Genomic DNA, 21,913 nt, shown 5'->3' on the forward strand with positions numbered 1-21,913 from the left:
GGGCGCGAATAAGACATCCATAGGGTGCGGCTGGTCGCACCGGGCGTACCGCCCGAACGGCCGTATCGGTGCGCCGAGGCACACCCTATGGGGCTTCGCTGACGCCCGACGAAGCCCGACTGTGGGAGCGCCCTTGGGCGCGACCGCGGAAATCCGCTCTGGCCGCGGTCTGCGGTGAATCCGTAGCGCCGCGGTCGCGCCCAAGGGCGCTCCCACAATCTGACTGCGGCAAGCTCTGCTTCGCGGCGCAAACCGGACCTTGCAGCGCCGTTGCAAGGAGCCAGCTTGCTGGCGATCATCCCTTCCGGGGCGCCTATCGCCAGCAAGCAGGCTCCTACATTCGGTTTTGCGCTAGATCTGCTTTGCAGCGGACGCAGGCATCGGGTGGGACCGCGACGGACCCGAGTTAGATCAGCCCCGCCAGACGTTCGACCAGCGCCTCCACCGATTGCCCGCGGGTGCGCAGGTGGACCTCCGGCTGCTCGGGAACCTCGTAGGGCGCGCTGATGCCGGTGAAGTTGGGGATCTCGCCGGCGCGGGCCTTGGCGTAGAGACCCTTGACGTCGCGGCGCTCGCATTCCTCGAGCGGCGTGTCGACGAAGACCTCGATGAACTCGCCCTCGGACATCAGCTCACGCGCCATGCGCCGCTCGCTGCGGTAGGGAGATATGAAGCTCACCAGCACGATCAGCCCTGCATCGGCCATCAGCTTGGCCACTTCGGCCACGCGGCGGATGTTCTCGACGCGATCGGCCTCACTGAACCCGAGGTCGCGGTTGAGACCGTGGCGCACGTTGTCGCCGTCCAGCAGGTAGGTGTGGCGACCCTCGGCGAGCAGTCGCTTCTCCAACGCATTGGCCAGGGTCGATTTCCCGGAGCCCGAAAGACCGGTGAACCAGATCACCTTCGGCGACTGGCCCTTCATCCGGGCGCGTACCGTCTTGTCGACGTCGGTTGCCTGCCAGTGCAGGTTGCTGGCGCGGCGCAGGGCGAACTCGATCACGCCTGCGCCCACGGTGGCGTGGGTGATCCGGTCGATCAGCACGAAGCTGCCGAGCGCAGCCGACTCCGCGAACGGTGCGAAGGTCAGGGGCCGGTCGAGGCTGACATTGACCAATCCCAACTCGTTGAGCTCCAGCTGCTTGGCTGCCAGGTGCTCCTGCGAGTTCACGTCGATGCGGTGCTTGATTTCGGTGACCTGGGCCGCCACGGTGGCGCTGCCGAGGCGCAGCCAGTAGGCGCGGCCCGGGAGCATCGCCGCCGCATCCAGCCAGAGCAGATGCGCGGCGAACTGGTCGGTGACCTCGGGCGGGTCCTTGGCAGCGGCCAGGACATCGCCGCGGCTGGCGTCGATCTCGTCTGCCAGGACCAGGGTCAGCGCCTGACCTGCGCGCCCCAGCTCGACATCGCCGTTGCCGTCGAGAATGCGCGCCACGCTGGAGCGGCGCCCCGACGGCAGGGCCACCACGGCGTCCCCCACGCGCACCACCCCCTGGGCGAGGGTGCCGGCGAAACCGCGGAAATCCTGGTTCGGACGGTTGACCCACTGCACCGGAAGGCGGAATCCACCCGACTCGCCGCGCTCGATCGGCAGCGTCTCGAGCAGTTCGAGCAGGGCCGGGCCGGTATACCAGGGCATCGCCTGGCTGCGCTGGGTCACGTTGTCGCCGCGCAGGGCGGAGATCGGCAGCACATGCACCGAAGCAAGGCCCAGCTGACCGGCCAGAGTTCGGTACCCGGAGGCGATCTCCTCGAACACCGGCTGGCGGTACTCGACCAGGTCCATCTTGTTGACCGCCACCACCACCTGCTTCACGCCGAACAGGGCGCAGATGTAGCTGTGCCGGCGGGTCTGGGTGAGCAGGCCCTTGCGGGCGTCGACGAGCACGACGGCGAGGTCGGCGGTGGAGGCCCCAGTCGCCATGTTGCGGGTGTACTGCTCATGGCCCGGGCAGTCGGCGACGATGAAGCTGCGCCGGTCGGTGGCGAAGAACCGATACGCCACGTCGATCGTGATGCCCTGCTCTCGCTCGGCATCGAGCCCGTCGACCAGCAGGGCGAAATCCAGCTCGCCGTTCTGCGTGCCGAAGCGTCGACTGTCCCGGTCCAGCGTGCTCAGCTGGTCTTCCAGCAGCTGTTTGCTGTCGTGAAGCAGGCGGCCGATCAGGGTGCTCTTGCCGTCATCCACGCTGCCGCAGGTGATGAAGCGCAGGCGGTCTCGGGTCTCGTAGCGTTGGAGGAAGTCGGAGAGGGCAGCGGGGCGGCTATGGGCATCCATCAGAAGTAGCCCTCCTGCTTCTTCTTTTCCATGGAGGCGCTGGGATCGTGGTCGATCACCCTTCCCTGGCGCTCCGAGGTACGCGCGGCAATGATCTCCTCGACGACCTGCTCGAGCGTCTCGGCCTCGGACTCAATGCCGCCGGTCAGCGGATAGCAGCCAAGCGTGCGGAAGCGCACCTTCCTGAGCGTCGGCGTCTCGCCCTCGCGCAGTGGCATGCGCTCGTCGTCGACCATGATCAGCACGCCATCCCGCTCCACCACCGGCCGAGAGCGCGCGAAGTAAAGCGGAGGCAGCGGGATCTTCTCGCGCAGGATATAGAGCCAGATATCCAGCTCGGTCCAGTTGGAGATCGGGAAGGCACGCACCGATTCCCCGCGGTGGATCCGGGTGTTGTAGAGGCTCCACAGCTCGGGCCGCTGATTCTTGGGATCCCAGCGGTGCTGGGCGGTGCGAAAGCTGAAGATCCGCTCCTTGGCGCGGGATTTCTCCTCATCGCGGCGTGCGCCCCCGATGGCGCAGTCGTAGCCGCCCCGCTCCAGTGCCTGCCGGAGGCCCTGCGTTCGCATGACGTCGGTGTGGACCGTGGCGCCATGCAGGAAGGGATTGATTCCCTGACGCACGCCCTCATCGTTGATATGCACGCGCAGCTCGACATCGCAGCGACCCGGCACCTGGTCGCGGAACGCGTAGGTCTCACGGAACTCGAAGGTGCTGTCGATGTGCAGCAGGGGAATTGGTGCCCGGGCCGGGTGGAACGCCTTGCGCATCAGGTGCAGCAGGACAGTGCTGTCCTTGCCGATCGAATACAGCAGCACCGGGTTACGGAATTCTGCCGCGACCTCGCGGAAGATGTGGATGGACTCGGCTTCCAGCCGGTCAAGGTGTGACAGCTCGTGCGCGTGCATCGGCCAAGGGTATACGGGTAGGCGCGAAGTGTGGCCGGCTGCCCGAAGCAGGGCAAGACAGCGGCCGGAATCTGCTTATGCGGCCGCCCGGACCGTGCGCAAACCGGGCGTTTGCCACTGCGGAGATTCGCTCCGGACGCGGCCCGTGCTGGCCGAGCCGCGCCGAGATTGCGCCCATGTGCACGCCTGCCGTGGGCTTCGTTGAAGGGCGGGAATGCAGTCGATCACGCCCGCACAAGGGCGGGAAAGAGCGGCGCGAACCGGACCTCCAGGGCGCGCCTCCGACAAACCGGACCTACCGCTGCAGCGCCCGTATCGGTGCACCGGCGCACCCGAGGGGGTTCGGCGCCGCGCGGCGTACGGCAAAGTTGCGCCCGAATGGGACGCGCAGCGGGCGAATCGAGCCATCCGCTGCCTTTCGGGCGCCCAAAAAGAAAAGCCCGGCGCAAGGCCGGGCTTTTCCTGGGCTGGGCGTCCGGATCAGTTCTGGACGTTCAACTCGGTGCGGCGGTTCTTCTCGCTCTTGCAGCCCGGGAAGGACTGGGCGGTCGACTCGAGCGGACGGCTCTCGCCGTAGCCGGTCGGGCCGGACATGCGGGAAGCGGCAATGCCCTTCGAGGTCAGGTAGTCGAACACCGCCTTGGCGCGGCTCTCCGACAGCTTCTGGTTGTAGCCGTCCGAACCGCACAGGTCGGTGTGGCCGGCGACTTCAACGCGGATCTCCGGGTACTTCGACAGGATGCCGACCGCCTCGTCGAGGATCGCGATGGCGTCCGGACGCAGGGTCGCCTTGTCGAAGTCGAAGTTCACGCCACGCAGGTCGATGGTCAGCGGAACCGGGCAGCCATCCGGGCCGACGGCCTGGCCAGCCTGCGAGTTCGGGCACTTGTCCTCGCAGTTGTTGACGCCGTCACCGTCGTCATCCATGTCGGCGCAGGTCTTCACCGGCGGCGGCGGCGGCGGCGGCGGCTCAGCGGCCGGCGGCTCGGGCAGGTCGCCGAGCTTGACCACCAGCGACACCGAGGCGACCCAGTCGTTGAAGTCGTCGCTGATGCCCGAGCGGTCGTCGAAGTCCCAGCGCGAGCCGAGCTCGGCGCGGGCGCCGTAGCGACCCCAGTCGGCCTGCAGGCCCATGCCGGCGAGCAGCAGCAGGTTGTTGTCCTTGCGCTCGGTCGGGCCCTGATTGTTGAAGGCAGCGCTTTCGTCTTCGGCGCGGGCCATACCGGCACCGAACGACAGGTACGGCCACCAGGTGTCGCCTTCGTCACGCATGTGGTAACGGCCCACCAGCGAACCGGAGTACATGCTCCAGTTCAGGTCGGCGTTGTTGTCTTCCGGGTTCGCGTAGAACAGCTCAGCGTCCCAGGACCAGCGCGGGGCAATGAACTTGCCGACGCCGATCTGGCCGGTGAAATTGTCGTCCACGTTGCGGCTGCCGTCGAACATGCCGTAGCCGAAGCCGGCGGTCACGTACCAACGGTCATCGAACACTTCCTGGGCGGCAACGCCCTGCGCGGCGCCCATCAGGCCGAGCAGCGCGCAGCAGAGGATCTTCTTCTTCATCGTCAACTCCATTGAGGAATCAGCTGGATAATGTGACAGGGGGCAGTCACGGGTGACTTCCGGCACGGTTCGTGGCCGCGGCGGCAGCATACTACCGCGTTGCCACCGATTTGTTAACGCAATTCTAACCTGATGCGGAGCGCCTGAAGACCTTCACACAGGGCTGACCTACGCGCTCCGCGGTGGCCCCGGCAGCCGGACGAGAACGGCCGGTTGGCAGGACCGAGCCACCAAGTCCGCGCCCGCGCTGATCGACGGTCCCGCGCACGTTCCCCGGGGCAGGCTTGAGCGGAGGACCGATTCCGGGCACCGTAGTCAACTCCATACGCAAGCGTATCGCCCGCATGACCTCCAGCGCCTATCCGCACCTGCTCAGCCCGCTCGACCTTGGCTTCATCACCCTGCGCAACCGCGTGCTGATGGGCTCGATGCACACCGGCCTCGAGGACAAGGCCAGCGACTATCCGAAACTTGCGGCGTACTTCGCCGAGCGTGCCCGTGGCGGGGTCGGCCTGATCGTCACCGGCGGCGTCTCGCCGAACATGGTTGGCTGGCTGAAGCCCTTCTCGGGCAAGCTGTCCATGCCCTGGGAGGTGCGTCGGCACACCCACGTGACCCGCGCGGTCCACGACGAGGGCGGGGCGATCTGCCTGCAGCTGCTGCATGCCGGTCGCTACGGCTACCACCCACTGCAGGTGGCGCCCTCGGCGGTCAAGGCGCCGATCAATCCGTTCAAGCCCAAGGCACTCTCGCCGCGCGGCATCGAGCGGCAGATCCGCGCCTTCGTGAAATCGGCCGAGCTGGCCCGCGAGGCCGGCTACGACGGCATCGAGATCATGGGTTCGGAGGGTTACCTCATCAACCAGTTCCTCGCCCCGCGCACCAATCACCGCGAGGACGAGTGGGGCGGCACGCTGGAGAACCGCCAGCGCTTTCCGGTTGAGATCGTCCGTCGTACCCGGGCCGCGGTCGGCAAGGACTTCATCATTGTCTTCCGGCTGTCGATGCTGGAGCTGGTCGAGGGTGGCTCAAGCTGGGAGGACATCGTCGACACGGCGAAGAAGCTGGAAGCGGCCGGCGTGACCATCCTCAATACCGGCATCGGCTGGCATGAGGCCCGGGTGCCGACCATCGCCACCTCGGTGCCGCGGGCGGCGTTTGCCGGGGTCACCGGCAAGCTCAAGCCGCATGTGTCGATCCCGCTGGTCGCGGTCAACCGCATCAATATGCCGGACGTGGCCGAGCAGATCATCGCCGGCGGCCAGGCCGACATGGTCTCGATGGCCCGCCCCCTGCTGGCGGATCCCGAATGGGTGATCAAGGCCCAGCAGGGCCGCGAGGACGAGATCAACACCTGCATCGCCTGCAACCAGGCCTGCCTCGACCATGTCTTCGTCAACAAGAAGGCCAGCTGCCTGGTCAATCCGCGCGCCTGCGCCGAGACCGAGCTGGTCTACCGCAAGACCGAGACGCCGCGCCGCGTCGCCGTGGTCGGCGCCGGACCGGCCGGCCTTGCCGCCGCCACCGTGGCGGGCGAGCGTGGCCACCGGGTCACCCTGTTCGATGCGGCCAAGGAGATCGGCGGCCAGTTCAACCTCGCCAAGCGGATCCCGGGCAAGGAGGAGTTCCACGAGACCCTGCGGTACTTCCGCCGCAAGCTGGAGCTGACCGGCGTCGAGCAGCGCCTGGGCACCCGGGTCGCCGCCGAGGACCTGGCCGACTTCGACGAGATCCTGCTGGCCACCGGCATCCGTCCGCGGCAGCCGGCGATTCCCGGCATCGACCATCCCAAGGTCTGTTCCTATGTAGAGGTATTGACCGGACGCCGGGTGGTGGGTCCGCGGGTCGCCCTGATCGGTGCCGGCGGCATCGGCTTCGACGTCGCCGAGTTTCTCGCCCATGAGGGCGTCTCACCGACGCTGCAGACCCCGCGATGGATGGCGGAGTGGGGCGTCGACCCGAGCTTCGAGGGGCCCGGCGGCCTGCGCGAGCCGCATCCCGAGCCCCCCGCCCGGGAGATCTGGCTGCTGCAGCGCAGCCCGGGCAAGCCGGGCGCCAGGCTCGGCAAGACCACCGGCTGGATCCACCGCGCCGCATTGAAGATGAAATCGGTGCGGATGCAGGGCGGGGTCAACTATCTGAAGATCGACGATGCCGGCCTGCACGTGGCAATCGGCGAGGAGATGCGGATCATCGAGGTCGACGACATCGTGATCTGCGCCGGTCAGGAGCCCCTGCGCGAGCTGGCCGAGCCGTTGAGCGCCCTCGGCAAGTCGCCGCGGCTGATCGGCGGGGCCGACGTGGCGGCCGAGCTTGACGCCAAGCGGGCCATCGCCCAGGGCAGTCGTGTGGCGGCCGACCTCTGACATTTCAGCCACTTAGGCCACATCAGGCCAACCTCAGAGCGTTCTAGATCGACTGCTCTAGGCCCCGCGGCTAGACTTCGCCCCAGTTCGAGGAGCCGACCAGGACACGGTCGTTCACTCCCGGTTCTGGGGAAGGTCCCTACCTTCCCGCCGCCCTCGGGACCTCCGGCAGCGAATCTGCGCCGGTCGTTCCATTCGTACCGGCAGCAGGCATGGAGCCGCTGCCTTGCGGCTGGCGCCGCGTTGCCGGGAAGCCCGGCCCGCGCCAGGCGTACCCGACAACGCCATGTGGCGAGAGAGTCCTGCTGGTCGACCGGAGAGGTCGGGGATGCCGCTGTGCATCCGCCAGACGGGCCCATCGCCGCGCAACGGAGAAGGAGTCCGCAATGAAGTTGGCCTTGATGCTCTGGCTTGCCTCAGTGCTTCCCCAGCCGGTCAGCGACCCCCTGTGTCTTGCGACCACCGTCTACCTCGAAGCGCGCAACCAGTCCGAACTGGGCCAGCAGGCCGTCGCCGAGGTCGCCCTGCGCCGGCTTGAGAGCGGCCGCTGGGGCGGCAGCGTGTGCGAAGTGGTGACCTCGCCCAAGCAGTTCGCGCCGACCCTGGTTTCGCCGCAGTTCCGCTTCAAGAACCTCAAGGCCTGGAACAAGGCGGTGACGGTGGCGTTCGAGAGCATGCGTCAGATGTCCCAGCCGCAGCAGAAGCGTCGCTTCGTGGTGCCCGGCGCCGACCACTTCCACGCCAGCCATATCGCCCCGCCGCAGTGGGCGCAGGGCGTGCCGGTGGCACAGATCGGCGACCACCGGTTCTATAAGGTCACCCGGCTTTAGGGCCGGGACTCGGGACTCGGGACTCGGCGTCAGGAATCCACAGAGCGACCCGGGCATCCTCTCCAGCTGAAGCAGCGGCCCGTTCCCCGCCCAGCCGCATCCCGCGTCATCCCCGCGAAGGCGGGGGATGCCGCTTTCCTGGACGCTGCAGACACCCGGCTGCGCCTGGTCAGGCAAGCCGCTCCACTGCGGCGCGGCGCGCCTCTTGTCCGCCGCTGGCCGTGTGCCGCTAAGATCGGTGCATGGCAGTCGGAATCCTCCTCGTCACCCATCCCGGCGTCGGCGCCTCCATGCGCGCCGTGGCAACCCGCCTGCTTGGCAGGTTGCCGCTGCGGGTTGAACTGTTCGAGGTCGGCTTCGACACCGACTTCGAGCAGCTGCTGCCGGAGGCCAGCGGAGCGCTTCGGGCACTGGACGAAGGCGAGGGCGTGCTGCTGATGACCGATCTGTTCGGTGCATCGCCGAGCAACTTCGCGGCCCGCCTCGGCAGCCTCGGCATCGAGACCCGGCGGATGTCCGGGCTCAACCTGCCGATGCTGGTGCGGGCGCTCAACTATGCCGACCTGCCCCTGGAGCCGCTGGCCGATGCCGCCTCCGCCGGAGGCAAGCTCGGGGTGATGCGCGACCATGGTTGAGCGCGAGGTCACCGTCATCAACCGCTTGGGCCTGCATGCGCGGGCCGCGGCCAAGCTCGTCCAGCTGCTGGGTCAATACCGCTCGAAGGCGACCCTGATCTGCCGAGGGCGCGAGGTCAATGGCAAGTCGATCATGGGCGTGATGCTGCTGGCCGCGGGCAAGGACACCCAGCTGACGGTGCGGCTCGACGGGCAGGACGAGGCCGAGGCCCTGGAGGCGGTCTGCGCGCTGTTCGCCCGCTATTTCGACGAGGGCGGCTGAATGCGCACCGCCAGCCCCCTTCCGTTCGCTGCGGAGCGCCACTAGATGCGGCGCCAGTTCACCGGCGCCGCGGCGGCGAAGGGCCTGGCCATGGGCCGCGCGAGGGTGCGCGAACCGCATCGCCTGGATGTCGAGGAGCGTCGGGTCCGCGCGGACGAAGTCGAGCAGGAGCGCGAACTGCTGCGTGAGGCTCTGGGCGCGGCCCGCAACGAACTGAACGAATTGCGCGAACGCGTGCGCGGGGCCATCGCCCACGAGGTCGGCGAGTTCCTCGACCTGCACGCGATGCTGCTCGACGACCCCGAACTGGCCGAGGGCCTCGACGAGCTGATCCGCACCGGCCGCTACAGCGCCGGTTACGCCCTGCGCCTGCAGCGTGACCGGCTGGCCGCGGTGTTCGACGGCATCGACGACCCCTACCTGCGCTCGCGCCGGGAGGACATCGACCACGTCATCGGCCGGGTTTACGCGGCCCTCCACTCCGAGCCATCGCCACAGGTGATCGGCCTGGCCGGCGAGGTGCTGGTCTGCGAGAACATCGCACCCTCCGAGCTGGCCCAGCTGCATGAGGAGGGCGTGGTAGCGATCGTCACCGGCCAGGGCAGCCCGCTCTCGCACAGCGCGATCCTTGCCCGCTCGCTGCACATGCCGCTGCTGGTCGGCGCTCACGAGGCCCTGCTGCACATCAACGACGGCGATGCCCTGATCGTCGACGCCTACCACGGCGTGGTGATCGCCGAGCCGGATGCAGACGATCTGCGCGGCTTCCGCACCGCCGAGGCCGAGGAGAAACGCGAGCGGCGCAGTCTCGCCCGACTGAAGAAGGCGCGCACGCGTACCCGCGACGGCGTCGAAGTTCGCCTCTGGGCGAACGCCGAGTCACGCGACGACGTCGCCCAGGCGCTGAGCCTCGACGCGTCCGGCATCGGCCTCTACCGAACCGAGTTCCTGTTCCTGCAGCGCGGCGAACTGCCGAGCGAGGAGGAACAGTTCCTCGCCTATCGCGACCTGGTGCTGGGCATGGACGGACGTCCGGTCACCATCCGCACGCTCGACCTCGGCGCCGACAAGGCCGACAGCACGGGCCTGGTGCTGGACGACGAGGACAACCCCGCGCTCGGCCTGCGTGGCGTCCGCCTGTGCCTTGCACATCCCGGCGTGTTCCGCGACCAGTTGCGCGCCATTCTGCGCGCGACGGCCTACGGCGAGGTGCGGGTGCTGATCCCGATGGTCAGCCATGCCGAGGAACTGCGCACCTGCCGGCAGATCATCGACCGGTGCTGGACCGAGCTGGAGGGGGAAGGGCACGCGCTGGGCAAGCGCCCCGAGCTCGGCGCGATGATCGAGGTTCCGGCGGCAGCATTGGCGATCGACACCCTTCTGCCGCACATCACCTTCTGCTCGGTCGGCACCAATGACCTGATCCAGTACCTGCTCGCCGCCGATCGCGGAAACGATGCGTTGGGTGCGCTCTGTTCCCCCGAGCATCCCGCGGTGCGTTTCGTCCTCGGCGAGGTCTTCCGCCGCTGCCGCGAGGCCGGCAAGCAGGTGGCCGTCTGCGGCGAACTGGCCGGCGACCCGCGCTACACCGAGTACCTGCTGCGCCTCGGCCTCACCGACTTCAGCATGCACCCGGGCAGCATGCTCTCGGTGCGCAAGGCGGTGCGCGACTGCGATCTCGGCTGAACGGACAGTTTGCTCGCCCGCGCACGGCTCAGCCGGCACGCGGGCCCGGCGGCCGGTCAGGAAACGTGGTTGCTTTCCAGCAGCAGGAAAGCGCGCTCATCGCGCCGACCGTCGGAAGGATTCGATCTCCGGGTGTCACCGAGGCAGCGCATCGAGACAAGACGGAATCCGGCCCGTTCGACGATCCGTCGCAGTCCGGCCTGGGAGAAGATCCAGTAATTCGTGGCGTCGTTGTTGCACTCGTCAGGCGCAAGCAGATAGGCCAGCGGGACGTTGGAGACATCCATCTCCGGATTGCCGACGAACCTCGCGATGCGCGTGCTCAGCAGGCAGAAGCGGGTGTGCCGGGCCAGCTTTTCCAGCACGAAGTAGGGATTCTTCAGGTGGTAGAGGATGCCGAGCAGGCAGACCAGTCCGTAGCGCTCGCGCGGCAGGTCGAACTGGGCGTCAAGGTCGACCTCGTGGACGCTGGCCGGAAGCTGCAGCAGGCTGGACAGGGCGCGCATGCCACGCATGCCGTTCCAGTTGGTGCTGGGCCAGTCGATCAGGTCGACGTCCCAACCCAACGAGGCGAACAGCAGGCCGAGGTCGCCATCGGCCGCGCCGATGTCGGCGATCGGCTCGCCGCGTACGCGATCGAACAGGTTGCTCAGTTCTCCCTCCAGCAGCGGGCCGATATGGCTGACGTTGGAGAGGATGTCGTAGCCGTACCAGGTAAAGCCTTCCGGCGGATTGGCGGCCTTGAGGCGGGCAAGGTGGCTGCGCCACTCCTCGGCGCGGGCATGCAGGCTGGAATGGTCCATTCTCGACTCTTGTTTCCGTGACAGGGCGTTTGATTCAGGCGCGGGAGTATCGCAACTCGGCGTGCCGGGTGGCAGACCCTCCGTCTGCCGCCGCGGGATCCCGGGCTGCGACCGCGGCCTTCGCGCAAAGTTTCGCACCCACGGCGACCGGCTCCCGCTGTACCCTTGGCTCCCCCGCCCCTGCTCCGCCCCCATGCAGCTCTCCCCCGCCCTGATCGACTCGTCCCAGCGCCTTGGCCAGCGTTTCTCGGCGGCCCGACCGTTCCGCCACCTGGTCATCGACGACTTCTTCAGGCCCGAGTTCGCCAACGCCCTGCTCGCCGAGTTCCCCGCCTTCGAGCGCGGCAATGCGCGCACCGAAAACGGTGACCTGGGCCAGAAGTCGACGGTGGAGAAGATCCGCGAGCTGGGGCCCTCCTTCGAGGCGCTGGACGACCTCATCCAGTCGAAGCCCTTCCTCGACTGGCTGTCCGAGGCCACCGGCATTCCGGACCTGCTCTATGACCCCTGGTACTTCGGCGGCGGCACCCACGAGAGCCGGGAAGGCCAGGAGCTGGACGCGCACGTCGACTTCAATCGCCACCCTGCCAACGGCTGGCACCGGCGGCTGAACCTGATCGTGTACCTGAACCGCGAATGGGAAGACGCCTGGGGCGGCTCGCTCGAGCTGCACAGCGACCCGCGCCGCGACGACAACCGGGTCACCCTGGTCACCCCCCTGTTCAACCGCTGCGTGGTGTTCGAGACCACCGAGTGGAGCTGGCACGGGTTCAGCCGGATCACCCTGCCCCCGGCCCAGGCGCACAAGACACGCCGTTCCATCGCCCTGTACTTCTACAGCAGGAGCCGGCCCGCCGACGAGCTGGCGCCGGAGCACTCGACCATCTACGTCGAGCGCCCGCTGCCCGAGCGCTTCCGCGCCGGGATGACCCTCGGCGAGCAGGACGTGCAGGAGCTGCGCGTCCTGCTCGCACGACGCGATCAGCATATCCAGCGGCTCTACCGGGACCTGATGCAGCAATCGGCCAGCGGGTCGGGAGCCGGCGCCCAACATTCGCTCTTCTCCGCGATGTCGCTGGCCGGGCGTTCGATCGCCCGCTATCTGGCGTCCGCAGGCAAGGAGGATCGCAAACAGGCACTGAAGCAGGGACTGCTGCCTCTGGCCCGCCGATTGCCTGCCTCGGTCCGTGAACCGGGCCGCCGCCTGTGGAGACGCTGGGTCTGACGCGGCCAGCGGATGGCGCTTCGGGAGAGGCCCCCGACCGCCTTCCCGGGTTCAGCAGTCCACCGGCCGCAGCGGCCTGAGCTCTCGTCCTTCCGCATCGACCAGGAACAGCCTGACCCCACTGCACGGCTGCCAGCTGCCGCGCAGATAGAGGTCGAACTGCAGCCAGTCGGACCGGTCCTGAAAGCCGAAGCGCTGCAGCGGGCCAGGGCCCAATTCGCCCACGCCGATCACGGCACCCTGCGCGTCCACCGCCCAGACGCCGTCGTCCGCCCCGATCCGCGTTTCCAGCACGCCCTGCAGATGCCAGGCCGGACCGACCGGCGAGTCAACGGGGTTCGCGGCAAGCAGACGAACCCCCTGCGCCGGCAGTCGGTCGGCCTCGCCCAGCTGCGCCGCGGCCAGTTGCCGGCCCATCGCCCGACTGCGCGGCGTCCGGAACATGCCGAGCTCCGCCTGACGGTAGTAGTCGAGGCTGGCCTCGACTGCGTCGAGGTCGGGCATGTCGGCGAATCCGGCCCAGCCGTCCAGCAGCACCCCGCTCTGCGCCTGGGCGGCGCGGGCTTCCATGACCCGGGCCGAGTGCGAGGCCCAGCCGCGGCCGAGCTCCTGGGTCGGAAGGATCCAGACCGCGGCACCCAGGGCGACCGCCACACCCAGCCAGGGCCAACGGCCTTCGCCCCATCGGGCGACAGCGCAGAGCAGCAGGGCGAACCAGAACAGGGCCGAGTAGAGCGCGAAGCGATCTGCCAGCATCTGCTCGGGGTGGACCTTGAAGTATTCCAGTCGCCCGACCGCCACCAGGGCCGACAGGGCAGCGGCAAACAGGGCGATGCCCAGGGCGCAGCGCTCCAGCTGCCCGGCCCGCTCGGGCGCGCGCCAGCAGCGCGCACAGAACCCGGCGAGCAGCGCGAAGCCGAGCACACCCGCCACGGGCGCGGCGGCGAGCTGTGACTGCCAGCCGAACAGCCCGCGCAGCGCCTGCGCGCTCAGCTGCAGCACGAAGCCAACAAGGCCGGTCGCGGCCACGCGCTCGGGTCCGGCACCGAAAGCACCCTCCACCGGCAGCGCCAGCCAGCTGGTCGTGGGAAAGGCGCCGATCCAGGTAGCCGCCACCTCGGCCAGCGCCAGCGGCTGCAGGCTGATCGTGTTGCGGACCCCGTCGCCTCCCGGCAGGACAAAGGTGTATGTGAGCAGGCAGGCAGCGGAAATCGCGCCGGCCACCAGCACCTCCTTCCACGGCCTGCGCAGCACCACGGCCAGCCCCAGCAGGCCTGCAAATACCGCGACCCCGGTCGCGAAGGACAGCATGGCCAGCACGGCGCAGCCCAGCCCGACGGCCCAGCCTCGCCATGGCGTATCCCCCAGAGCCGAGATCGAACGGGTCGCCCACAGCATGAGCAGGATGACGAGGTGGACCTGCACCGCCTCGTTGCCGTGGTACTGGACGCGGGCCGAACCGGCCCAGAACAGCCCCACGGTGGCGATCAGCGCCACCGCACCGGCCAAGGCCGGGGAGTTCCGGCGCTCGCGCCAGGCCAGGCTCAGAAGCAGGCCCCAGACCGCGATGATCATGAGCAGCCCCACCGACAGCGGAATCCGCTGGTCGGCCTGCCCGAACTCCACGTCCATCCAGCGAACGAGGTTGGGCAGCACCTGCCGGTGCCCGTTGTCGGGCTGGAACAGGGCGGCCGGCATCCCGGCCTGCTGGATGTTCCGGTACTGGCGGAACTGGTCCGAGTAGATCTCGGCGAACCCGTAGGAAGCGATATGGGCCAACGTGGACAGGCCCAAGGCCAGTGCCACCAGCATCGCCAGCACGCCCGCGCCGAGCGAGGCCCCTCGCCTCGGCCTCGCCCGCCCACCCTCAGTCACTTCGTGCATTCCGGAATACGAACAGCTTGCTAAGCAGGAAGAAGGCGCAAGTATAGAAGGCACCAGCGACCAGCTGGGCCCACACCGCCGGCACGGCCAGCCAGTGCATCGATGCCAGCAGGACCCCCAGGTTGAGGAGCCAGGCGACAGCAAAGACGAAGAGGAACCGCATGGCCTCCGGCAGCATTCGCGCGCGGCTGGCGAAGGTGAAGCGCCGATTGAGCAGGAAGGAGCAGCACAGCCCCACCGCGTATCCGGCCACATTGCTGGCGACGGCGCTCCAGCCAAGGCCCAGCATCGCGGCATAGATCACCGCATAGCCAACGACGGTATTGATCACGCCCACCAGGCCGAAACGCAGGCCATGGTGGATCCAGTGCAGCAGCCCGGTGGGGCTGGATGAAAGCATGCTCGGAAGGTCCGATCGCGCTGGCGGCGCCGCCGCGGGAGCCGGATTCTTTCATGGCGCGAGTCGGTTTTCACGGCGGACCACCTGGCGAGCCCGGGCCCGCCGGGGATCTATCGAGGATCCGCCACGGGGCGACCGTCGCGACGCGCGCCGACCGCGTGCTCCGGGGCGCCCTCGCCAGCGGTCTGCGTCGTCGCCCCGCAAACCCGGATAATGGCCCGGCCCCCGACCGGACTCCGCCATGGCCGACACCGCCCGCCACGACCACACCTCGCGCCAGCTGCGGATGCTCTCGCAGGCCCTGGACTCCGGGCGGCTGGGTCCGGTGCGGCGGCTGGTCAACACGCTGTCGCCGGCCGAGATCGGCCATCTGCTGGAATCGCTGCCGCCGGGGAAGCGCGAGGTGGTCTGGGGCCTGGTCGACGCCGAGGACGATGGCGAGGTGCTGCTGCACGTCGGCGACGAGGTGCGCGAGGCGCTGATCGCCGACATGGACCCCGACGAGCTGGTCGCGGCAGTCGGTGACCTCGACATCGATGACCTCGCCGACCTGGTCGAGGACCTGCCGGACCAGGTCATCGACGAGGTCCTGAAGTCGATGGACCGGGAGAACCGCGAGCGCCTCGAGCAGGTGCTCTCGTATCCCGAGGACTCCGCCGGCCGCCTGATGAACCCGGACGTGGTGACGGTGCGCGCCGACGTCAGTGTCGACGTGGTGCTGCGCTACCTGCGCCTGCGCGGCGAGCTGCCCGAGCACACCGACCATCTGTACGTGGTCAGCCGGCGTCACCAGTATCTCGGCCGCGTCTCGTTGGCCGCGCTGCTGACCCACGAGCCGGGCATGCCGATCAACGAACTGATCGACGATGAGCAGCCCGCGATCCCGGTCGAGATGAGTGCCGACCAGGTGGCCAACCAGTTCTCCGACCGCGACTGGCTGTCGGCGCCGGTGGTCGACGGCAACAACATCCTGCTCGGGCGCATCACCATCGACGACGTGGTCGACATCATCCGCGACCAGGCCGACCACCAGACGCTGGCCAGCGCCGGCCTCGACGAGGAGGAGGACCTGTTCAGCCCGGTGCCGCGGGCAGCTCGGCGGCGCGCGCTCTGGCTGGGCATCAACCTGGCCACGGCTTTCCTCGCCTCCTGGGTGATCGGCCTGTTCCAGGCCACCCTCGAACAGGTCGTTGCGCTGGCGGTGCTGATGCCGATCGTCGCCAGCATGGGCGGCATCGCCGGCACGCAGACCCTGACGCTCATGGTCCGCGGACTGGCCCTGGGCCAGGTGGGATTCGGCAACATGCGCGCCCTGCTGACCAAGGAGATGCTGGTCGGCGCGCTCAACGGCCTGGTCTGGGCCGTGGTCGTCGGCTCGCTCGCGGCACTGTGGTTCAGCGACCTGCGCATCGGCCTGGTGATCGCCGCGGCGATGTCGATCAACCTGATGGTCGCCGCGCTGGCCGGCGTCGCGATTCCCCTGCTTTTGCGCCGACTGGCCATCGACCCCGCGCTCGCCGGTGGCGTGGTGCTGACCACGGTGACGGACGTGATCGGGTTTCTTGCATTCCTCGGCCTGGGCACCGCCTTGTTGCTGTCCTGAACGGTAGCGCACCCGCAGCTGAACGCCCCGTTTCGCCGGGGGCGGACGGAGCCGATCGACCGATGAGCGGGAGACGGCTTGTCGTAAAGTTCCGCCCCATGTTGAACGTCGCTCGCGGCCTGGTCGCCGCCCTCCTACTGGCCTCCGCGTCAGCCGCCCCGGGAATCAGCCTCAACGTCGGTGAACCCGGATTCGTTGCCCTCGACGGGACCTACTACGCCTACGGACTGCGCACGCCGGCGCCCGCAATCACCGGGTTCGCGGCCATGTCGATGTTGGGCCAGGAGGGCTTCTACCTGCAGTCCGTGATGGACACCGGAAGCTGCCAGCGCGGCGACGGCAGCCCTGCGACCCTGGCCGGCGCCGGCCAGCCTCGCCTGCGCTTTGCCGACACTCCGCTCTCGGCCGCCACGCCGCCCGAGGGCATCGCCCTGGCCCGCATGGGTACCAATCAGCTGGCAGGTCTCGGGGTGGCGAGCTGCGGCGGCATCAACGTGCTGTTGCTGAGCTCGCTGGACGGCGACCTGCGCTGCGGCCTCGGCATCCGCTTCCCGTTCGAGCGCGGCGACTGTCCGGGCCTCGACGCCGCCGACCCGACCTACATCAGCCACGGCGGATTCGAATAATCCAGGCGGGGGCTCAGCCGGCCGGCTGCTGCCCCTCGAGAATCTTGCTGGCCAACCAGGCATCCCCCTTGGCCAGCAGTTCCACCGGCGTCATGCTCCACCCGGTCAGGCCAAGCGCCTCGCCGACCACCCATTCGCGCTGCACCTGGCTGAACTCGCGGCTGCCTCCGGCCACCGCCTGCAGAAGCGCCTGCGATGGCATCGGCCCCTGCTCAACGGCCGCACCGGCCGGCGCCGCGACCGCACTCGACTGACGATTGGCCAGCCACTCCACCCGTGCCAGGGCAAGGCTCTGGGCGTCGCGGTAGGCATCGGCCCCGGTCATCTCGCGGGTGGCCTCCTCCAGCGCATCGCGCAGGGTCCCCAGTGCGGTCTGGGCCTGGCCGGCGCGCAGGATCATCTCGTTCAGCCGGGTGCGCAGGGCGGCCAGCTCGGAGTGCAGGCGCTGCGCCTCGGCCTCGGCTGCGAGCAGTTCCTGGTCGGGGTCGCGCAGCTCGCGCTGGTCGAGCAGGCCCATCACCTTGTCGCGCAGCTCGGAATAGATCTGCGGTTGGGCCAGCATCAGGCCGCGGCAGGCAGTCTGCCAGGCCAGCGCCACCTGCTGAGAGCTGGTGCGCCCCTGGCTCGGTTCCTCGACAGCAGCCGCGGCACTGGCCTGGCCGCGATCGATCTCGCGGATGGCGGCGTCGATCCGCCCGCCCAGCGCCGCACCCTGGTCGCCGGCCCCCGCGCGGCGCAGCGCGATCCGGCAGTCGATCAACAGATTGCGCAGAGGATGCTCGGGAGGCACGGGCCGCTCCCTCAGCCGGCCTCGGCCGGCTTCTTGCCGCGCAGGGCGGCGATGGCCTTGACCAGCGCCAGGACGACGATGCCGGCGAGAATGCCGACCACCGCACTGAAGAGCATCTCGCCCAGCCAGCCCAGCGCGCCGAAGGCGGCCATGACCGGCTCGAGGAGGTGGTGCAGGAAGGGGATGCCGTGGACCAGGATGCCGCCGCCGACCAGGAACATCGCCGCAGTGCCGGCCACCGACAGGAACTTCATCAGCAAGGGCGCCAGGCGCAGGATGGCCCGGCCGATCGCCTGCACCGCCCCGGAGGCGCTCTTGCTGAGGTGCAGGCCGATGTCGTCCAGCTTGACGATGCCGGCCACCAGTCCATAGACGCCGACGGTGATAAGCACCGCGATCGCGACCAGGGTGGCGAGCTGCCGGCTGAACTCGGCGTCGGCCACCGTACCCAGGGTGATCACGATGATCTCCGCCGAGAGGATGAAATCGGTGCGGATTGCGCCTTTGATCTTGTCACGCTCGAAGGCGACCATGTCGACCTGCGGGTCGGCCACCGCCTTGACCAGGTCGCGGTGGTGGGCCTCGTCCTCGGTCGTCGAGTGCAGGAAGCGGTGGGCCAGCTTCTCGACGCCTTCGTAGCAGAGGAAGGCGCCGCCGATCATCAGCAGCGGAGTGATCAGGAAAGGGGCGAAGGCGCTGATCAGCAGGGCCGCCGGGACCAGGATGGCCTTGTTGAGCATCGAGCCCTTGGCCACTGCCCAGACCACCGGCAGCTCGCGATCCGGCTTGACCCCGGTCACCTGCTCGGCATTCAGGGCCAGGTCGTCGCCCAGCACGCCCGCGGTCTTCTTGGTCGCGACCTTGGTCATCACCGCCACGTCGTCGAGCAGGGTGGCGATGTCGTCGAGCAGCGTGAACAGCGATGAAGCCATGTCAGGTCCTGGTGGATTCCCCCGCCGCGATTCTAGCCGCAGCCGTGCACGGAAGAGCACCCGTCGGCGCACAACGCGGTAAAGGCGCCCACCCGCCCCCCACAGAAGGCCGCACGCGGCGGCTATGATGGGAAGCTGAACCCCGTGGCAAGGATCCATGCACGTCCCCGCCATCCTGGTCGACCTTCGCAGCCGCTCGCTGCAGCGCCTTGCGGACCTGGCGGGCCAGCTGCTCGACCAGGCCGACGATGCGCTGTTCAATCTTGCCCAGCGCAGCAACGGCGGCAGCGAGCAGCAGGACCATCTGGATTCGATGCGCAATCTGCGCAAGCAGCGGGCAGAACTGGTCCGCGGCTTTTCGGCCGGCGTCGCCGACGGCCTGGCCCTGCCGCCCGGCGAGGCGGGGGCTCGGCCCGCCGATCCGGAAATGCCGGGCGACGGGCTCAGCCTGATCGCCATCGACGACCTTGAGGAGCAACTGGCCCAGGAGCGCCTCGCCATCGCGGTGTCGCGCCGGCACGCGGAACCGCTGCTGCGCTTTGGCGCCGCCTTCGCCCGGATCTGGGAGCGCGAGGCTGTGGAGGAGGAGGACATCCCCCTCGGCCCCCTGCGCCTGGCCCGCGTCCTCTCCCAGGCAGTGCAGCCCGCCGAACTGCCGGTGGCCTCGAGGCTGGTGGTGCTGAAACTCCTCGAACGACTGCTGATCGCCGAATACGGCGACCTGCTGGGCGACCTCAACCAGTTCTTGCACCAGCGCGGCATCGCCGAGGCCGCGGCCCCTCTGCCCGCGCTGCGCCGCTCCGCCCCAGGGATTCGCCGCGGCGCACCACGGCGCGCGGCCTCGGACCACGAGGCCGCTGCCGATGAAACGGATGCGTGGCCCGACTCCGAGGACGAGGTTTCGGGCGAATCCGGCGCCCAGCAGAGCGCAGCCGCCGACGCCTGGTTCGCGGCCATGGCAGAGATGTTCGCCCATTATCTGGGCACGCCGGGCGCGGCTGGGGTGGAAGGCATGGGCGACCAGGGCAATCCGTCTCCCACCGCCGCGGGCGCGCGTCGGGGATTCAGCTTTCCGCCCCCCGGCCCCGCCGCACCAGCCTCGCTCGAGCGCGCGCAGGTGCTGGCCGTGCTCCGCGGTTTCCAGCAGAACCTGCCGCGCTCGCTGCTGCGCGCCGCCGTCCAGCGTGGCGTCGCTCTTGGCGAACAGCTCAAGGTGGATCTGCTGGTGGAGGCCCAGCGCGGCGGCGAAAGCGCGCGCCGACTGGATCCCGCAGACGAGCAGGCGCTGACCCTGGTCGGCATGCTGTTTGATGTCCTCTTCGACCAGAGCCAGTTCAGCGACCAGATGCGCGGGCTGCTGGCCCGGCTGCTGCCGGCCTATGCCCAGATCGCCCTGCATGATCCGCAACTCTTCGCCCAGCGCAGCCATCCGGCGCGGCGCCTGCTGAATGCGCTGACCGAGGCCGCCGATGGCAACGAGGGCGGATCGAGCGCGGAGCGCGATGCCCTGCTGCGGATCACGGCGGTGGTCGAGCGCATCGTCCGCGAGTACCGCGGCGACATCGGGCTTCTGGTCGACCTCGAGGAGCGCTTTGCCAAGGTCGTCGAGCAGCGCAAGCACCGGGCAGCGCTGGCCGAGCGGCGCACGGCCGAATCCCAGCGCGGCCGCGAACGTCTGGACGAGGCACGCACCACCGCGTCGCTGGAGATCGCCGCGTTGACCGCCGGCCAGCACCCGCCGGCGCCGATCGACGAGTTCCTGCGCCGTGACTGGGGTCACCACCTGACCGTGGTGCTGCTGCGGGCCGGTGAGGACAGTGCCGACTACGCCCGCGCCCGGCGAATCGGCGTCGAGCTGTGGAAGGCGGTCGAAGCCAGCCGCCGCGGCGAGGTGATTCCGGACTCGCTGCGCGACGGCCTCCGGGCGGTCGACGCCAGTACCGGCCGTCATCGCAGCGAGGAAGTGCTGGCAGCGCTGGCGGCGCTCGGCCCCAGCGGCTCCCGGCCACAGCCGGCGCCCCCAGGCACGCCGCCGACTCCGCCCCGGGCCGCCCCGGCCAAGCCCCCTGCGCCGCCCGCGAGGCCGCCGGCGCAGCCCGCCCCCGCATCTGGCAGCGACGGCTCCGACGCCCCTGCCAAGGCATCGTCAACGACACCCGCCGCCCCGCCTGCCCCGCAACCTCGCATCAGGACCGCGGCCAAAGCCACCGACGAAGGCGGCGCAAACCCCCCTTCGCCGCAACGCCCCCCGGCGCCCGAGGAAGTCGGCTTCCAGGTGATCGAGAAGGTCGGTGCCAAACCCGAACTGCCGACCGGAGACATCGAGCTGAGCATCGATCCGACCCAGGTGCAGCCGGGCGACATCGCCAAGGTGCGGGCGCTGAAACAGGGCTGCTGGGTCGACCTGGTCGATGCACAGGGCGAAACGCAGGCGGCCAAGCTGAGCTGGATCAGCCCGATCTCCCAGCGAATGCTCTTCGTCAACCGCAGCGGCGCCCGGCTGTGCCTGCTCTCGCCGCCTGAGTGCGCGGCCCTGATCACCCAACACAAACTGATCCCGCGGGCCGCCGAAGAGGCGTTCGACCGGGCCATGGTGGGGCTGCTCGAGCGCCTGCGCAGCGAGCGCGGCGCCGAAGCCAATCAGCCCGCGCCGTCGAGATAGAACCAGCGCCCCGCTTCCAGTACGAATCGCGAGCGCTCGTGCTGACGAACCGCGCTGCCGCCACCATGGCGGAATCGGGCAACAAACTCGACGCCAGCGTGATGATCGTCGATGCGCCAGGTCCGCTTTATCTCAAGGCCCAGCCAGCGAGGCGGCGGATCATCCAGAGCGAGGGTTAGCGGGCGGGTCGAGGCATGCCAGGTCGACAGCAGGTAGGCGGCGTTTCCGCGGACGAATGCGCTGTAGCGGGAACGCATCAGGGACTCCGGGTCGGGTGCCGGGGCGCCGGCATGCAGCGCCCCGCAACAGGCCCGGTAGGAACGGGCCCGCCCGCAGGGACAGGCTTCAGCAGCGGACATGGCGGACTCCAATCGGGTCTCTCAAACTGAACATGACTTAACTCATTGTCAGGGCAGCCGCCCCGCGTCTGCCCCGCCAAGCGGCGCAACGCAGGGCTTTG

Annotated in this window: 17 protein-coding genes and 1 pseudogene; 9 read left to right on the forward strand and 9 right to left on the reverse strand. The window is 69.1% G+C overall.

Annotation, left to right across the window (positions count from 1 at the left end; all coding sequences use genetic code 11):
• Positions 1 to 406: 406 nt before the first annotated feature.
• The 3 genes from cysN to M0G41_RS09275 form a co-directional block, all read right to left on the reverse strand.
• On the reverse strand, positions 407 to 2,278 hold the full coding sequence (cysN, locus tag M0G41_RS09265) for a sulfate adenylyltransferase subunit CysN (RefSeq protein ID WP_248208410.1): 1,872 nt from the start codon (positions 2,276 to 2,278) through the stop codon (positions 407 to 409).
• A complete protein-coding gene (cysD, locus tag M0G41_RS09270) occupies positions 2,278 to 3,186 on the reverse strand; it encodes a sulfate adenylyltransferase subunit CysD (protein ID WP_248208412.1) in 909 nt (302 codons plus the stop codon). The genes cysN and cysD overlap by 1 nt, the downstream gene beginning before the upstream one ends.
• A gap of 480 nt (positions 3,187 to 3,666) precedes the next feature.
• On the reverse strand, positions 3,667 to 4,749 hold the full coding sequence (locus M0G41_RS09275) for an OmpA family protein (protein WP_248208420.1): 1,083 nt from the start codon (positions 4,747 to 4,749) through the stop codon (positions 3,667 to 3,669).
• 344 nt (positions 4,750 to 5,093) lie between these two features.
• Between M0G41_RS09275 and M0G41_RS09280 the strand changes: the two genes are divergently transcribed.
• The 5 genes and pseudogenes from M0G41_RS09280 to ptsP form a co-directional block, all read left to right on the forward strand.
• The gene (locus M0G41_RS09280; protein WP_248208422.1) at positions 5,094 to 7,115 is read left to right on the forward strand and encodes an NADPH-dependent 2,4-dienoyl-CoA reductase; all 2,022 of its coding nucleotides are present in this window, start codon (positions 5,094 to 5,096) and stop codon (positions 7,113 to 7,115) included.
• Positions 7,116 to 7,501: 386 nt separating this feature from the next.
• Complete coding sequence (locus M0G41_RS09285) at positions 7,502 to 7,945, forward strand: cell wall hydrolase (protein ID WP_248208437.1); 444 nt, start codon at positions 7,502 to 7,504, stop codon at positions 7,943 to 7,945.
• A gap of 242 nt (positions 7,946 to 8,187) precedes the next feature.
• On the forward strand, positions 8,188 to 8,580 hold the full coding sequence (locus M0G41_RS09290) for a PTS sugar transporter subunit IIA (protein WP_248208440.1): 393 nt from the start codon (positions 8,188 to 8,190) through the stop codon (positions 8,578 to 8,580).
• Entirely contained in the window at positions 8,573 to 8,842 is a 270-nt protein-coding gene (locus M0G41_RS09295) for an HPr family phosphocarrier protein (protein WP_248208441.1), read from the forward strand. Before M0G41_RS09290 ends, M0G41_RS09295 begins: the two co-directional genes overlap by 8 nt.
• A gap of 45 nt (positions 8,843 to 8,887) precedes the next feature.
• Positions 8,888 to 10,525, forward strand: a pseudogene (gene ptsP, locus M0G41_RS09300) (phosphoenolpyruvate--protein phosphotransferase); the annotation flags it as partial.
• 59 nt (positions 10,526 to 10,584) lie between these two features.
• Here the strand turns inward: ptsP and M0G41_RS09305 are convergent.
• Positions 10,585 to 11,331: a class I SAM-dependent methyltransferase gene (locus M0G41_RS09305; protein ID WP_248208442.1), complete on the reverse strand. Its 747-nt coding sequence runs from the start codon at positions 11,329 to 11,331 to the stop codon at positions 10,585 to 10,587.
• Positions 11,332 to 11,524: 193 nt separating this feature from the next.
• Between M0G41_RS09305 and M0G41_RS09310 the strand changes: the two genes are divergently transcribed.
• Positions 11,525 to 12,556 carry a 2OG-Fe(II) oxygenase gene (locus tag M0G41_RS09310; protein WP_248208447.1) on the forward strand — a complete coding sequence of 344 codons (1,032 nt, stop codon included), beginning with the start codon at positions 11,525 to 11,527 and terminating at the stop codon, positions 12,554 to 12,556.
• 51 nt (positions 12,557 to 12,607) lie between these two features.
• Here the strand turns inward: M0G41_RS09310 and M0G41_RS09315 are convergent, their stop codons facing one another.
• Positions 12,608 to 14,440 (reverse strand): hypothetical protein, encoded by a 1,833-nt coding sequence (locus M0G41_RS09315; RefSeq protein WP_248208450.1) that lies wholly within the window; start codon positions 14,438 to 14,440, stop codon positions 12,608 to 12,610.
• Positions 14,424 to 14,840 carry a GtrA family protein gene (locus M0G41_RS09320; protein ID WP_248208453.1) on the reverse strand — a complete coding sequence of 139 codons (417 nt, stop codon included), beginning with the start codon at positions 14,838 to 14,840 and terminating at the stop codon, positions 14,424 to 14,426. The genes M0G41_RS09315 and M0G41_RS09320 overlap by 17 nt, the downstream gene beginning before the upstream one ends.
• Before the next feature lie 241 nt (positions 14,841 to 15,081).
• Between M0G41_RS09320 and mgtE the strand changes: the two genes are divergently transcribed.
• Together mgtE and M0G41_RS09330 are read left to right on the forward strand one after the other, a co-directional pair.
• Positions 15,082 to 16,443, forward strand: coding sequence for a magnesium transporter (mgtE, locus tag M0G41_RS09325; protein WP_248208464.1), 1,362 nt, complete (start codon positions 15,082 to 15,084; stop codon positions 16,441 to 16,443).
• A gap of 98 nt (positions 16,444 to 16,541) precedes the next feature.
• Entirely contained in the window at positions 16,542 to 17,069 is a 528-nt protein-coding gene (locus tag M0G41_RS09330) for a hypothetical protein (RefSeq protein ID WP_248208466.1), read from the forward strand.
• Positions 17,070 to 17,082: 13 nt separating this feature from the next.
• Here M0G41_RS09330 and M0G41_RS09335 read toward each other — a convergent pair whose 3' ends face one another.
• Positions 17,083 to 17,859: a hypothetical protein gene (locus tag M0G41_RS09335; protein ID WP_248208469.1), complete on the reverse strand. Its 777-nt coding sequence runs from the start codon at positions 17,857 to 17,859 to the stop codon at positions 17,083 to 17,085.
• 11 nt (positions 17,860 to 17,870) lie between these two features.
• Complete coding sequence (locus M0G41_RS09340; RefSeq protein WP_248208472.1) at positions 17,871 to 18,791, reverse strand: DUF808 domain-containing protein; 921 nt, start codon at positions 18,789 to 18,791, stop codon at positions 17,871 to 17,873.
• Positions 18,792 to 18,948: 157 nt separating this feature from the next.
• Between M0G41_RS09340 and M0G41_RS09345 the strand changes: the two genes are divergently transcribed.
• On the forward strand, positions 18,949 to 21,453 hold the full coding sequence (locus M0G41_RS09345) for a DUF1631 family protein (RefSeq protein WP_248208474.1): 2,505 nt from the start codon (positions 18,949 to 18,951) through the stop codon (positions 21,451 to 21,453).
• Here the strand turns inward: M0G41_RS09345 and M0G41_RS09350 are convergent.
• On the reverse strand, positions 21,432 to 21,812 hold the full coding sequence (locus M0G41_RS09350; protein ID WP_248208485.1) for a YchJ family protein: 381 nt from the start codon (positions 21,810 to 21,812) through the stop codon (positions 21,432 to 21,434). The genes M0G41_RS09345 and M0G41_RS09350 overlap by 22 nt on opposite strands.
• Positions 21,813 to 21,913 lie beyond the last annotated feature (101 nt).

Origin of the sequence: Pseudomarimonas salicorniae, from assembly GCF_023156535.1 — a bacterium.
GTDB lineage: Bacteria > Pseudomonadota > Gammaproteobacteria > Xanthomonadales > Xanthomonadaceae > Pseudomarimonas > Pseudomarimonas salicorniae.